The 12,735-nt window shown below is 74.6% G+C and carries 11 protein-coding genes, 1 pseudogene and 1 riboswitch; of the genes and pseudogenes, 5 read left to right on the forward strand and 7 right to left on the reverse strand.

Features of this window, described 5'->3' with window-relative positions; translation table 11 throughout:
* Positions 1–5: 5 nt before the first annotated feature.
* Positions 6–1,343, forward strand: a complete 1,338-nt coding sequence (locus tag ACI78T_RS15205) for a class II 3-deoxy-7-phosphoheptulonate synthase (RefSeq protein ID WP_456558950.1) — start codon at positions 6–8, stop codon at positions 1,341–1,343.
* The gene (locus tag ACI78T_RS15210; RefSeq protein WP_456558951.1) at positions 1,336–2,346 is read left to right on the forward strand and encodes a threonine aldolase family protein; all 1,011 of its coding nucleotides are present in this window, start codon (positions 1,336–1,338) and stop codon (positions 2,344–2,346) included. Before ACI78T_RS15205 ends, ACI78T_RS15210 begins: the two co-directional genes overlap by 8 nt.
* Before the next feature lie 79 nt (positions 2,347–2,425).
* Here ACI78T_RS15210 and ACI78T_RS15215 read toward each other — a convergent pair whose 3' ends face one another.
* The 4 genes from ACI78T_RS15215 to ACI78T_RS15230 form a co-directional block, all read right to left on the reverse strand.
* On the reverse strand, positions 2,426–3,328 hold the full coding sequence (locus tag ACI78T_RS15215) for a deoxyribonuclease IV (RefSeq protein ID WP_456558952.1): 903 nt from the start codon (positions 3,326–3,328) through the stop codon (positions 2,426–2,428).
* Positions 3,329–3,330: 2 nt separating this feature from the next.
* Complete coding sequence (gene pknB / locus ACI78T_RS15220; RefSeq protein ID WP_456558953.1) at positions 3,331–5,319, reverse strand: Stk1 family PASTA domain-containing Ser/Thr kinase; 1,989 nt, start codon at positions 5,317–5,319, stop codon at positions 3,331–3,333.
* 97 nt (positions 5,320–5,416) lie between these two features.
* Entirely contained in the window at positions 5,417–6,862 is a 1,446-nt protein-coding gene (locus ACI78T_RS15225; RefSeq protein ID WP_456558954.1) for a glycine hydroxymethyltransferase, read from the reverse strand.
* A gap of 24 nt (positions 6,863–6,886) precedes the next feature.
* Positions 6,887–6,970, reverse strand: a riboswitch (ZMP/ZTP riboswitch).
* A gap of 4 nt (positions 6,971–6,974) precedes the next feature.
* The gene (locus ACI78T_RS15230) at positions 6,975–8,105 is read right to left on the reverse strand and encodes an alpha-hydroxy acid oxidase (RefSeq protein ID WP_456558955.1); all 1,131 of its coding nucleotides are present in this window, start codon (positions 8,103–8,105) and stop codon (positions 6,975–6,977) included.
* Positions 8,106–8,118: 13 nt separating this feature from the next.
* Between ACI78T_RS15230 and ACI78T_RS15235 the strand changes: the two genes are divergently transcribed.
* The 3 genes and pseudogenes from ACI78T_RS15235 to ACI78T_RS15245 all read left to right on the forward strand — a co-directional run.
* Complete coding sequence (locus tag ACI78T_RS15235) at positions 8,119–8,442, forward strand: Rv2175c family DNA-binding protein (protein WP_456558956.1); 324 nt, start codon at positions 8,119–8,121, stop codon at positions 8,440–8,442.
* A 43-nt stretch (positions 8,443–8,485) separates the two neighbouring features.
* Positions 8,486–8,827 (forward strand): lycopene cyclase domain-containing protein, encoded by a 342-nt coding sequence (locus ACI78T_RS15240; RefSeq protein ID WP_456558957.1) that lies wholly within the window; start codon positions 8,486–8,488, stop codon positions 8,825–8,827.
* Positions 8,824–9,033 (forward strand): annotated as a pseudogene (locus tag ACI78T_RS15245) (lycopene cyclase domain-containing protein); the annotation flags it as partial. The gene ACI78T_RS15240 and the pseudogene ACI78T_RS15245, both read left to right, overlap by 4 nt.
* Here the strand turns inward: ACI78T_RS15245 and ACI78T_RS15250 are convergent.
* Genes ACI78T_RS15250 through ACI78T_RS15260 form a run of 3 tightly spaced genes read right to left on the reverse strand, consistent with a single transcriptional unit; the run spans position 9,030 to position 12,564 of the window.
* Positions 9,030–9,965, reverse strand: coding sequence for a phytoene/squalene synthase family protein (locus ACI78T_RS15250; protein ID WP_456558958.1), 936 nt, complete (start codon positions 9,963–9,965; stop codon positions 9,030–9,032). The pseudogene ACI78T_RS15245 and the gene ACI78T_RS15250 sit on opposite strands and share 4 nt — an antisense overlap.
* The gene (crtI, locus tag ACI78T_RS15255) at positions 9,962–11,446 is read right to left on the reverse strand and encodes a phytoene desaturase family protein (protein WP_456558959.1); all 1,485 of its coding nucleotides are present in this window, start codon (positions 11,444–11,446) and stop codon (positions 9,962–9,964) included. The genes ACI78T_RS15250 and crtI overlap by 4 nt, the downstream gene beginning before the upstream one ends.
* Entirely contained in the window at positions 11,446–12,564 is a 1,119-nt protein-coding gene (locus ACI78T_RS15260) for a polyprenyl synthetase family protein (protein ID WP_456558960.1), read from the reverse strand. The genes crtI and ACI78T_RS15260 overlap by 1 nt, the downstream gene beginning before the upstream one ends.
* Positions 12,565–12,735: the final 171 nt, after the last annotated feature.

The raw sequence follows: 12,735 nt of genomic DNA on the forward strand, positions 1-12,735 counted from the left end.
GTGCCGTGAGTCTCCCCGAACCTGCTGAGCTGGTGCCCGGTCTCGACCGGTGGAAGGACCTCCCCGCCGCCCAGCAGCCGCAGTGGCCCGACCGCGCCGCCCTGGACGCCGTCCTCGGCACGCTGGCAACGGTGCCGCCCATCGTCGCGCCCGCCGAGATCGACGGCCTGCGGGCCCAGCTGGCCGAGGTGGCGCAGGGCAAGGCGTTCCTGCTCCAGGGCGGCGACTGCGCGGAGACCTTCGACCTCAACACCGAGCCGCACCTGCAGAGCACCACGCGGACGCTGCTGCAGATGGCCGTCGTCCTCACCTACGGCGCCAGCGTGCCGGTGGTGAAGGTCGGCCGCGTGGCCGGGCAGTACGCCAAGCCCCGCTCCTCGGACACCGACGCGCTGGGCCTGCCCTCCTACCGGGGCGACATGGTCAACTCGCTCGAGCCGGTCCTGGAGAAGCGCATCCCCGACCCGAACCGGCTGGTGCGCGCCTACGCCAACTCGGCGGCGGCGATGAACATGATCCGGGCGTACGCGCGCGGCGGCCTGGCCGACCTGCACGCCGTCCACGACTGGAACAAGGACTTCGTCGCCAGCTCGCCGGCCGGCGTGCGCTACGAGGTCATCGCCCGCGAGATCGACCGCGCCCTGGCGTTCATGAAGGCCTGCGGCGTCGACTCCGAGGCGCTGCGGGCGGTCGAGCTCTACAACTCGCACGAGGCGCTGATCCTCGACTACGAGCGGGCGCTGCTGCGGGTGCACGACGGGCGGGCCTACGCGTCGTCGGCGCACTTCGTGTGGGTGGGGGAGCGGACCCGCCAGATGGACGGCGCGCACATCGAGTTCGCCTCGAAGCTGGCCAACCCGATCGGCGTGAAGATCGGCCCGACGACGACGCCCGAGCAGGCGACGGAGCTCGTCGAGCGCCTGGACCCCGACGGCCTCCCCGGCAAGCTCACGCTGATCAGCCGCATGGGCAACGGCAAGATCCGCGACGTCCTGCCGGCGATCGTCGAGAAGGTGACCGCGTCCGGCCACCAGGTCGTGTGGCAGTGCGACCCGATGCACGGCAACACCCACGAGTCCTCCACGGGCTACAAGACCCGCCACTTCGACCGGGTGGTCGACGAGGTGCTGGGCTTCTTCGACGTCCACCGCGCGCTGGGCACCTGGCCGGGAGGCATCCACGTCGAGCTGACGGGCGAGGACGTCACCGAGTGCCTCGGCGGCGCCATGGAGATCAGCGACGAGGACCTCAACAGCCGGTACGAGACCGCCTGCGACCCGCGCCTGAACACCGGCCAGTCGCTGGAGCTCGCGTTCCTGGTCGCGGAGATGCTCCGTGGCTGAGTGGGTGGACCTCCGCTCCGACACAGTCACCAAGCCCACCCCGGCCATGCGCCGCGCCATGGCCGAGGCCGAGGTCGGGGACGACGTCTACGAGGAGGACCCCACCGTCCGCACCCTCGAGGAGCGGACGGCGGAGCTGTTCGGCCACAAGGCGGCGCTGTTCGTGCCGTCCGGGACGATGGGCAACCAGATCGGGATGCGGCTGGTCTGCGAGCCCGGCCAGGAGATCCTCTGCGACGCCGACGCGCACGTGGTCACCTACGAGATGGGTGCCGCGGCCGCCATCTTCGGCATCTCCACGCGCACGGTGGTGTCCGACGGCGGCCGGCTGGACGCCGCGCAGCTGATCGAGCAGGTGCGGCCCAAGGACAACTGGCACCTCACCGCGACCGCCGCGATCGCCGTGGAGAACTCGCACAACCGCGGCGGCGGGCTCGTCCAGCCGCTCGACCAGCTGCAGGAGCTGTGGGACTGGTCGCGGGGGGCCGACGTCGCCGTGCACCTCGACGGCGCCCGCATCTGGAACGCCCACGTCGCCTCCGGCGTGCCCCTGTCGACCTACGGCTCGCTCGCCGACACCGCGTCAGTCTGCTTCTCCAAGGGCCTCGGGGCGCCGGTCGGCTCCGTGCTGGTCTCGTCGGCGGAGCGGATCGCGACCGCGCGGCTGTGGCGCAAGCGGCTCGGCGGGGGCATGCGGCAGGTCGGCGTGCTCGCGGCGGCCTGCCTGTACGCGCTCGACCACCACCTGCCGCGGCTGGGCGAGGACCACGAGCACGCGCAGCTGCTGGCCAAGCGGCTGGGCATCGACCCGTCGACGGTGCCGACCAACATGGTCGTGCTGGACGACGTGGAGGCCCCGCTGGTCGCGGAGGCCGCCAAGGCGCAGGGCGTGCTGGTGTCGCAGGTCAGCGCGCGCAAGATCCGGCTCGTCACGCACCTGGACGTCGACCGCGCCGCGATCGACCGCGCCGCCGACGTCCTGAGCGAGCTCCTCGCCCGCTGACCCCCTGTGCCGAGATCGCGTGATCTCGGCACATCAGGGCCGTCGGAGCGCCGAGATCACGTGATCTCGGCGGGCTCGGTCAGGCGGCGCGGGACTCCACGGCGGGGACGACCAGCGAGCGCAGCAGGTCGATGTCGCGCTTGTGCCCCAGGCACGGGGAGCCGTCCAGCTCGCTCGGCGTCTCGACCACCAGCGGGACGCCGGCCACCGAGGGGTGCGCCAGCAGCTCCGCGAACGGCGCCACCCCGATCGAGCCCTCGCCGATCGTGGTGTGCCGGTCCCGCTTGGAGCCGCACTCGTCCAGCGAGTCGTTGGCGTGCACCAGGCCGAGCCGCCCGGGCCCGACCGTCGCCGTCAGCGCGTCGAGGGTCGCCGTCATCCCGCCCGGCGTCGCGAGGTCGTGGCCGGCCGCCCACACGTGGCAGGTGTCGAAGCAGACGCCGAGCAGCGGGTGGTCCTCGAGCGCGGCGAAGTAGGGGCCGAGCTCCTCGACGGTCGCGGCCAGCGCCTTGCCGCCCCCGGCGGTCGGCTCGATCAGCAGCCGCGGGCCGTCGGCCGGCGCGGCGTCCAGCACCGGCAGCAGCCGCTCGTGCAGCTGGCGCAACGCGTCCTCGTACCGGTCCTCGCCGACCGCCGACCCGGCGTGGACGACGACGCCGGCGCACCCGAGCTGGGCGGCGCGGGCCAGGTTGTGCCGGATGGAGGCGATCGACTGCTCCACGGTCGCCTCCGTGGGCGAGCCGACGTTGACCAGGAACGGCGTGTGGACGAACGACGGCACCCCGCGCTCGGCGCAGCCCTCGACGAACAGCGCGTCCTGCTTCGGGTCCCCGTCGGTGAGCTTCCACCCCCGCGGGTTGCCGACGAACACCTGGACGGCGGAGGCGCCCACGGCGTCGGTGTACGCCAGCCCGCCCTTGGCGAGGCCACCCTTGATCTGGATGTGCGCCCCGATCGCGGGCGCGGGAGGAACGGGTCGCACCGCTAGAAGGCCACCAGGATCTTGACGGAGGTGCCCTGCTCGACGCTCTCGCCCGGGGCGGGCGTCTGCTGGCGCACCTTGTTGCCGAAGAACTTCGTCGCGTCCACGGTCAGGCCGACGGCCTGCAGCGCCGCGGTCGCCTCGTCCTCCTTCATGCCCGTCACGTCGGGCACGGTCACCAGCGGCACGCCGGCGGAGACGACGATGGTGACCTGGCTGCCGTAGGGCGCGGGACCGTCGGCCGGGCCGGGGCTGACCGCCATGACCTCGCCGGCGTCGACGTCGGCGCTGCGGCCGTCCTCGCCGCGGGCGACGGAGAAGCCGAGCGCCTCGAGGTTGGCCTGCGCCTGCTCGGGGCTCTGCCCGGTGACGTCGGGGACGGCGACGGGGGAGTGGCCGAGGCTGACGACCACCTGGACCACCTCGTCCCGCTTCAGCTGCGTTCCGGCGGGGGGCACGAACCCGATCACGAGGCCCTCGGCGACGCTGTCGTCGTACTCCTCGCCGCGGGTGAGCTGGACCGGGACGCTCTCCTGGAGCTGGGCCACGACGTCGTCGTAGGGCCGGCCGACCAGGTCGGTGGGCACGGTGAAGCGCTCGGGGCCCTGGGACACCACGAGCCGGACGTCGGTGCCGCGGATCGCCTCGCCGGGCTCCGGGTCGGTCGACATGACGGTCCCGGCGGGGAACTCCTCGCTCCACACCTCCTCGCAGCAGTCCGGGGTGAGGCCGGCCTCCTGCAGCAGGTCGATCGCGGCCGCCTGGTCCTGGCCCACGAGCTGGGGGATCTGCGTCCACCGGCCGCTGCCCAGCCACCAGCCGATGGCGCCGATGGTGACGGCCAGCAGCAGCACGACGGCCACGGCGAGCCGGGCCCGGCGACGGCGGATGTGCTGCGGCACGCCGGGCCGGGGGCGCTCGAGCCCCGCGGGCCGGCGGCCGTTGACGTTCATCGTCGGGCCGCCGCCCATCGCCGGCATCATGCTGGTCCGGCCGGCCCGGTCGGTGCGCTGGCCGTTCAGCACGGCGGTGCCCGGGTCGCTGGGGTGCCGCGGGCGCGTGGGGCGGTTGGTCGGACGAAGGGTCTGCGGACCGGCGGTGCTGCGGCCGGTGGGCACCGGGACCGGCTCGATGCCGAGGTCCTTGCGCACGTGGCCGAGCTCGGCGAGGAACGCACCGGCGTCCAGCGGTCGGCCGGACGGGTCGCGGCGGGTGGTGCGGGCGACCAGCTCGTCGACCGCCCAGGGCAGGCCCGGGACCTCGTCCGACGGCGCCGGGACGTCGTGGTGCACGTGCTGGTAGGCGACGGCCAGCGGCGTGTCCCCGCCGTACGGCGGGTGGCCGGTCAGCATCTCGTACAGGACGATGCCGGCCGCGTAGATGTCGCTGCGCGCGTCGGCCTTGCCGCGCTCGAGCTGCTCGGGCGACAGGTAGGCGACGGTGCCGATGAGCACGCCCCCGGTCTGGCTGGCCTGGGCGGTCCCGGTGCCGACGACGGCACGCGCCAGCCCGAAGTCGGCGACCTTCACGACGCCGTCGACGCCGATGAGGACGTTCTCCGGCTTGATGTCGCGGTGCACGATGCCGGCGCGGTGGGCGGCGGTGAGCCCGGCCAGCACCGGCTCGAGCACGGCGAACGCCTCGGCCACGGTCAGCCGGCCGCGGGCGGTGAGCAGGTCGCGCAGCGTGCGGCCGCGGACGAGCTCCATCACCAGGAACACCAGCCCCTGGTCGCTGCCCTGGTCGCTCACCCCGACGACGTTGGGGTGGCTGAGCATCGCGGCGGCCCGGGCCTCGCGGGTGAACCGGTCGACGAACGTCGGGTCGTGCGCCAGGTGCTCGGCCATCACCTTGACGGCGACGGTCTTGTGCAGCCGGAGATCCGTGGCGGCGTAGACGGTCGACATGCCGCCGCGCGCGAGCCGCTCCTCGAGGCGGTATCGCCCCTCGAGGACCAGGCCCACCACGGGGTCGGTCACGGCGGTGTCCACCCGAGCGAGTGTAGGAGCGTCATCGGCGACGGTCGCCCAACCACGCGGTACGGGGGGCCGCCGGGGCCGGTGGTGCGGATGAAATGCGGCGGGCCGCTCAGCCCAGGTCCAGTCCCGGGTACAGCGGGTGGGCGTCCAGCAGCTCGGCCGCCGCGGCGCGGGTGCGCTCGGCCAGCCCGTCGGCCAGCACGTACTTGGCCCGGGACGGCTCGCCCGCCGAGGTCGTGGTCGGCGTCGTCGCGCCCAGGACGCCCGCGATGAGCTCCGCCACCTGGTCGAACTCCGCCGCGCCGAAGCCCCGCGTGGTCAGCGCCGGTGTGCCGATGCGCACGCCCGACGTGTACCAGGCGCCGTTCGGGTCGGCCGGGACGGCGTTGCGGTTGGTGACGATGCCGGCGTCCAGCAGCGCGGACTCCGCCTGGCGGCCGGTGAGCCCGAAGGAGCTGACGTCGAGCAGCACCAGGTGGTTGTCGGTGCCGTCGGTGACCAGCTTCACGCCCCGGCGCTTCAGCCCGTCGGCCAGCGCGACGGCGTTGTCGACGATGTCCTGCGCGTACTGCGCGAAGGCCGGCTGACGGGCCTCGGCGAACGCCACGGCCTTGGCGGCCATCACGTGGGGGAGCGGTCCGCCCAGCACCATCGGGCAGCCCCGGTCGACGGCGTCGGCGTACTCCGGCTGCGCGAGGACGAAGCCACCGCGCGGGCCGCGCAGCGACTTGTGGCTGGTGCTGGTGACGACGTGGGCGTGCGGCACCGGGTCGAAGTCGCCGGTGAACACCTTGCCGGCGACCAGGCCGGCGAAGTGGGCCATGTCGACGACGAGCGTGGCGCCCACCTCGTCGGCGATCTCCCGCATCGTCGCGAAGTTCACGCGGCGCGGGAAGGCGGAGTAGCCGGCCATGAGGATCAGCGGCCGGAACTCGCGGGCCTTCTCCCGGACGGCGTCGTAGTCGAGCAGGCCGGTGGCCGGGTCGGTGCCGTAGGAGGACTGCTCGAACATCTTGCCGCTGATGTTCGGGCGGAAGCCGTGGGTGAGGTGACCGCCCGCGTCGAGGGACATGCCCAGCATGCGCTGGTCGCCCAGCGCGCGGCGCAGCTCGGACCACTCGGACTCCGAGAGCTCGTTCACGTGCTTCACGCCGGCCTTCTCCAGCGCCGGCGACTCGATGCGCGAGGCCAGCACCGCCCAGAAGGCCACCAGGTTGGCGTCGATGCCGGAGTGCGGCTGGACGTAGGCGTGGGGCGCCCCGAACAGCTCGCGCGCGTGCTCGGCGGCCAGCGCCTCGACCGTGTCGACGTTCTGGCAGCCGGCGTAGAAGCGGTGCCCGACGGTGCCCTCGGCGTACTTGTCGCTGAACCAGTTGCCCATGGTCAGCAGGACGGCGGGGCTGGCGTAGTTCTCGCTGGCGATCAGCTTGAGCGAGGCCCGCTGGTCGGCCAGCTCCTGCCCGATCGCGTCGGCGACGCGGGGCTCGACGGAGCCGATCACCTGCAGGGCGTTGCGGTAGGCGGCCGAGGCCGCACTGGCATCGAAGGAGGTCATGTGGGGCTCCTGCGCGAGACGTCGGGAAGGTGCCCAGGCGCACGGCGGGATGCTGCAGACCGCTCCCCGGTGGTGGCCCACCTCGACGCGCCAGTCACGGCCCGTGCAGAGGTTATCGCGCCGGCCTGACCGTGTCGCGGGGCACCGACCGGACGTCGTCCAGGCCGCACAGCGCCATCGTGTGGGCGAGTTCCCCGGCGAGGCCGGTGAGCACGGCCGCCACGCCGTCCGCCCCGCCGGTCGCCAACCCCCAGATCGTGGGCCGGCCGACGAAGACGGCGCGGGCACCCAGCGCCAGTGCCGTCAGCGCGTCGGACCCGGAGCGGATGCCGCCGTCGGCGTAGACCTCCACCTCGTCGCCCACGGCGTCGGCCACCTCGGGGAGGGCGTGCGCGCTCGCGACGGCGGGGTCCACCTGCCGCCCGCCGTGGGTGGACACCCACACCGCCGAGGCCCCGGCCCGCACGCAGGTGCGGGCGTCGTCGCCCCGCAGCACCCCCTTCACCACGACCGGCAGGCCCGACAGCTCGCCGAACCGCCCGATGTCGTCGAACGTCCAGGTGGCCGTGGCCAGGTCGTCGAGCGTCGGTCGGTCGTCGGCCGCGGGGTGGTTGGCCATCCGCAGGTCCGCCGGCAGGGCGAAGTCGTTGCGCAGGTCGCGGTGCCGGCGGCCCAGCAGCGGCAGGTCGACGGTGAGCACCAGGGCGCGGTAGCCGGCCGCGCCGGCGCGACGGGCGAGGTCCTCGGTGTGCGCGGTGGAGTGCAGGCGGTAGAGCTGGAACCACGCCGGCGACCCGTTGCTCGCCGCTGCGACCTCCTCGAGGGTGTGCGTCGCGCTGGTCGAGACGGTCATCAGCGAGCCGGCGGCCGCGGCCCCCCGGGCGGTGGCGAGCTCGCCGTCCGGGTGCGCCATGCCCTGGTACGCCCACGGGGCGACACCCACCGGGCTCCCGACCGGGGTGCCCAGCAGCTCGGTGGCCAGGTCGACGGCGGTCACCCCGCGGAGGACCCGGGGCCGCAGCCGCCAGGACCGCCACGCGCCGGGCGCCTCGGCCAGCGTCGTCTCGGTGCCGGCGCCGCCGGCGTAGTAGTCGAAGACGTCGGCCGGCAGCCGGTCGCGCGCGCCGGCCTCGAGCGCCCCGAGGTCGAGGAACGGCGGCTCCCGGTCCTCCGGCGTCTCCTCGCCGACGGCACGCCGCCGCTGACCGGGCACCGGGCTGTCTGCTGGTCCGACGGTCGCCATAGGCTCGCACCCTATGGACACGCTCACCCCCGCCGAGGTCGCCCAGCTCCTGGGCACGTCGCCCAACCGGGTCCGGCAGCTGCTGCGCGACCGGAAGCTGATGGCGGTCCCGGGCAGCGGCAACGGGAAGATCCCGGCCGACTTCGTCCAGGACGGCGCGATCCTCAAGCACCTCCCCGGCCTGCTGACCGTCCTCAAGGACGGCGGGTTCAGCGACCAGGAGGCGTTCGACTGGCTGTTCCGCGAGGACGAGTCGCTGCCGGGCACGCCGGTCCAGGCGCTGCGCGACGACCGGCACACCGAGGTGACGCGCCGGGCGCAGGCCCTGGCGTTCTGAGCGCGGTGCATCCGGCCGGGGGTCCCGGGCCGAAGCTGGTCCCGTGGGCTCCCTGACGTACCTGGCGCTGCTCGCCGGGTGCCTGGTGGTGACCGCCCCGCTCGAGCTCGTCCTCCGGGTGCGGGTCTACGCGCGCTGGCGCCGCCTGCTGCTGGCGGTGCTGCCCGAGTTCGCCGTCTTCGTCGCCTGGGTGCTCTACGCGATCGCGCAGGGCCACTGGAGCTACAGCGACGAGCTCACCCTGGGCGTGCGCCTCCCCGGCGGCATCCCGGTCGAGGAGGTGCTCTTCTTCCTCGTCGTCCCGCTCTGCTCGGTGCTGGCGCTCGAGGCGGTGCGGCGGGTGACCGGCTGGGACGCCGGCTACCCGGTGGAGGAGGAGGCATGAGCTACTCCGCGCTGGCCGTGCTCGCCGTCGTCTGCGTCCTCGTCGTCGACCTCGCCGTCTACCGGACGCGCATGGTCATCCGGAAGGTCTTCTGGACCGCCTACGCGATCATCGTGACGTTCCAGCTGCTGATGAACGGCGTCCTCACCGGGCTGGACGTCGTCACCTACGACGAGCGCACCATCTGGGGCCCGCGGATCGCCTACGCGCCGGTCGAGGACCTGCTCTTCGGCTTCGCCATGGTCACCCTCACCCTGGCCACCTGGGCGGCGGTCAACCGGCGCGCGAACACCGCCAGGCGGCGGGGCTTGGACACCGACACCCGGCCGTCGAGCACGCGGTAGCCCGCCCGCTCGATCTCGGTGAGGATCCCGCCGTACAGGTCGGTCGCGGCGCGGACGCAGTCCCGCGACTCCGGCGCGAGCAGCGGCGTGCCCGGTGCCGCATCGTCGTACCGGCGGCGGACGACGGCGACCATCTCGCGCATCAGCGCCTCGAACCGTGCGTCGTGCCGCTTCTCGGCCAGCTGCTCACGGGTCACCCCGTGGGCGGCCATCGCGTCCTCGGGCAGGTAGACCCGGCCGCGGTCGACGTCCTCCGCCACGTCGCGGAGGAAGTTGGTCAGCTGGAACGCCTCGCCCAGCGCGATCGCGTGGGGTGCCGCCTCCTCCCGCGCCACGCCGGGCGCGGTCCCGAGGACCGGCAGCACCTGCAGGCCGATGACCGAGGCCGACCCCCACATGTACCGGTCCAGCGCCGCCAGGTCGGCGTAGGAGTCGACGTCGAGGTCGCTGGTCATCGCGGCGAGGAAGTCGACCAGGTGCTCGACCGGGATGTCGTAGCGGCGGTAGGTGTCGACCAGCGCCAGGCGGACCGGGTCCTCGGACCAGCCCGTCTCCAGCTCCTCGAGCACCGCCCGCGACCACGCGGCCAGGTCGCCGGCCGGGTCGGCGCCGGGCAGGTCGACGAGGTCGTCGGCCGTGCGTGCGGCGGCGTAGAGCGCGTGCACCGCCGGCCGCCGGTCGGGGGTGAGCAGCCGGGTGGCCAGGTGGTAGCTCTTGCCGTGGCGGGCGGCGATCGCCGCGCAGTGCCGGTAGGCGGCGGCGAGCTGCTCCTGGCGTGCGGCGACGGCGGTCATCCGGTGATCCTCTCCGCGGCCAGCCGCCCGCTGATCAGGACCATGGGCACCCCCACGCCGGGCTGCACCGACGAGCCTGCCAGGACGACGTTCTCCGGCCCGCGGCGTGGCAGCGTGGACGGCCGGAACGGCCCGGTCTGCCCGAACGTGTGGGCCAGCGCGAACGGCGTGCCGGCGGCCATGCCCTGCGCGGCCCAGTCGAGCGGCGTGGCCATCTCCTCCACCTCGATCCCGCCGGTGAGGCCGGTCCAGCCACGGGCCTCGAGCGTCGCCAGGACTTCGTCGCGGTAGCGGGGGCCGAGCGTCGTCCAGTCCAGGTCGGGGTTGCCGCCGCTGCGCCGGTCGAGGTTCGGCGTGGGCGCCACGATGCTGAGCACCTGGCCGCCCTCGGGCGCCAGCCCGCGGTCGGTGCGCGAGGGCATGCTCACGAGGAGGCTGGGGTCGCTCATGGGCCGCCCGTCCCGGGTGAGCTCGTCGAACACCCCGCGCCACGAGTGCCCGAAGCTGATCGTGTGGTGCGCCTGCCCGGGCAGCTCGGCGCGGACGCCGACGTGCAGCGCCACGCAGGACGGCGAGTACACCGGCCGGCGCGGTCCCCGCAGGCCGGGCACCAGCCGCCACGGCTGGTCGGTCGTCACGACGACGGTGTCCGCGGGCAGCCGGTCGCCGTCGGCGAGCCGCACCGCCGTGACCCGCCGTCCGGAGGTCTCGAGCTCGTCGACGGTCGCGCCGTACCGGATCGCGACCCCGGCGTCGGCGGCCGAGGCGGCGAGGGCGTCCGGGACGGCGGCGATCCCGCCCATCGGGTGCCAGACGCCGGCGCCGATGTCGAGCTGGGCGATGACGGCGTAGGCCGCGATGGCGCGGAACGGCGACACCCCCGCGTAGAGGGCCTGGAAGCTGAACAGGCGGCGCAGCCGGTCGTCGGCGAAGTAGCGCTCGACGTGCCGGGACAGCCGGCCGAACCCGCCCCGGCGGGCCAGCGCCACGAGCTCGGGGCCGAGCAGGTCGAGCGGCGAGTCGAGGTTGCGGTCGATGAAGGTGCTCAGCTGGAGGCGGTACAGCTCGGCGAGGTCGGCGAGGTAGCGCCGCAACGCCGTGGCCTCCGCGGGGCCGCAGAGGGCGGCGACCTCGGCGGCGAAGGCCTCGGGGTCGGCGTGCACGTCGAGGTGCGTCCCGTCGGCGTACTGCGCCCGGTACGTCGTCTCCAGCGGGACGAGGGTGAGCCGGTCCTCGAGCTTGTCGCCGACCGCGCCGAGGGTGTCGGCGAGGATCTCCGGGGCGGTGAACACCGAGGGTCCGGTGTCGAGCGCGTAGCCGTCCCGCTCCACCCGGCCCGCACGTCCGCCGGGGCCCGCGGCCCGCTCGACGACGGTGACCTCGCGGCCGGCGCCCCGCAGCCGCAGCGCGGTGGCCAGCCCGGCGAGACCGGCGCCGACGACGACGACCCGGTCGGTGCGCCCGGGAACCGTGCGCGGCATCAGGCGGTGCGCGACGTCGCCGCGACGGCGAGCGCGTCGAGAGCGGCCCGGGCGTCGTGGGCGAGCGGGGCCGCCGCGATCGCGGCCCGGGCCAGGGCGGTCCGCTCGGTGATGCGTTCCTCGACCCGGGCCCGGGCGCCGGTCGACTCGAGCAGCGCCCGCAGCGCGTCGAACTCCTCGGCGCCGGCGTCGCCGTTGCCGAGAAGCTCGTCGAGCAGCTTCCGGCCGGCCGCGTCGGCGGCCTCCTCGGCGAGCGCGATGAGCAGCGTCTGCTTGCCCTCGCGCAGGTCGTCGTCCGCGGACTTGCCGGTCACGGCCGGGTCGCCGAACACCCCGAGGACGTCGTCGCGCAGCTGGAACGCCTCGCCGAGAGGCAGGCCGATCGCCGTGTAGGCGTCGGCGACCTCGGGGCCCGCCCCGGCGATGGCCGCACCCAGCTGGAGCGGCCGCTGCACGGTGTAGCCGGCGCTCTTGTAGCGCGCCACCGTCAGGGCGCCGTCCGGTCCGGGGAGGCCGCCCGCGGCGCGCAGCAGGTCGAGGTACTGGCCCGCGGTCACCTCGGTCCGCATCGTGTCCCAGACCGCCCGGGCCCGCCCGAGGGCCGGGGCGGAGATGCCGGAGCGCCGCAGCAGCTCGTCGGACCACACCAGGGCCAGGTCACCGACGAGGATCGCCGCGCCGGTGCCGAAGAGCTCCCGGTCGCCGTCGAGCCGGTGGGCGGAGTGGCGGGCGGCGAAGCCCACGTGGGTGGCCGGCCGCCCCCGCCGCGTGTGCGCGCCGTCCATGACGTCGTCGTGCACCAGCGCGCTGGCGTGCACGAACTCCAGGGCCGCCACGGCACGGAGCACCGCGTCCTCGTCCTCCCCGGCGGAGGGCTTGCGGGCGCCGCGCCAGCCCCAGTACGCGAACGCCGGGCGCAGCCGCTTGCCGCCCTCGGCCAGCGCGCACACCTCGTCGACCACCGGGATGAGGCTGGGGTCCATCGCGGCCAGCGTGTCGCGCTGGCGGTCGAGGAACTCGGAGAGAGCGTCGCTCACCGCCGACCGGAGCCGGTCGAGCCCGGCCGCGGCCAGCGGTGGAGCGGTCGCAGGGTCGCGAGCCTCGGTCCCTGCGGTCACCAGCCCAGTATCGCCCAACCCGGTGGTGCGCGATCGCGGGAGCAGGGCGGGTCCGGTGCTCCGGGTCATCGTCTCTCCATCTGTCTCGCGCGGGTGCCGTCCCCGTTCCTTCCGCCGCCGACGCCGTCCCGGATGCGCCCGGACGTGAGAAATGTCGTGCTCTCGGCGTCC

Source organism: Blastococcus sp. SYSU D00922, from assembly GCF_054050495.1.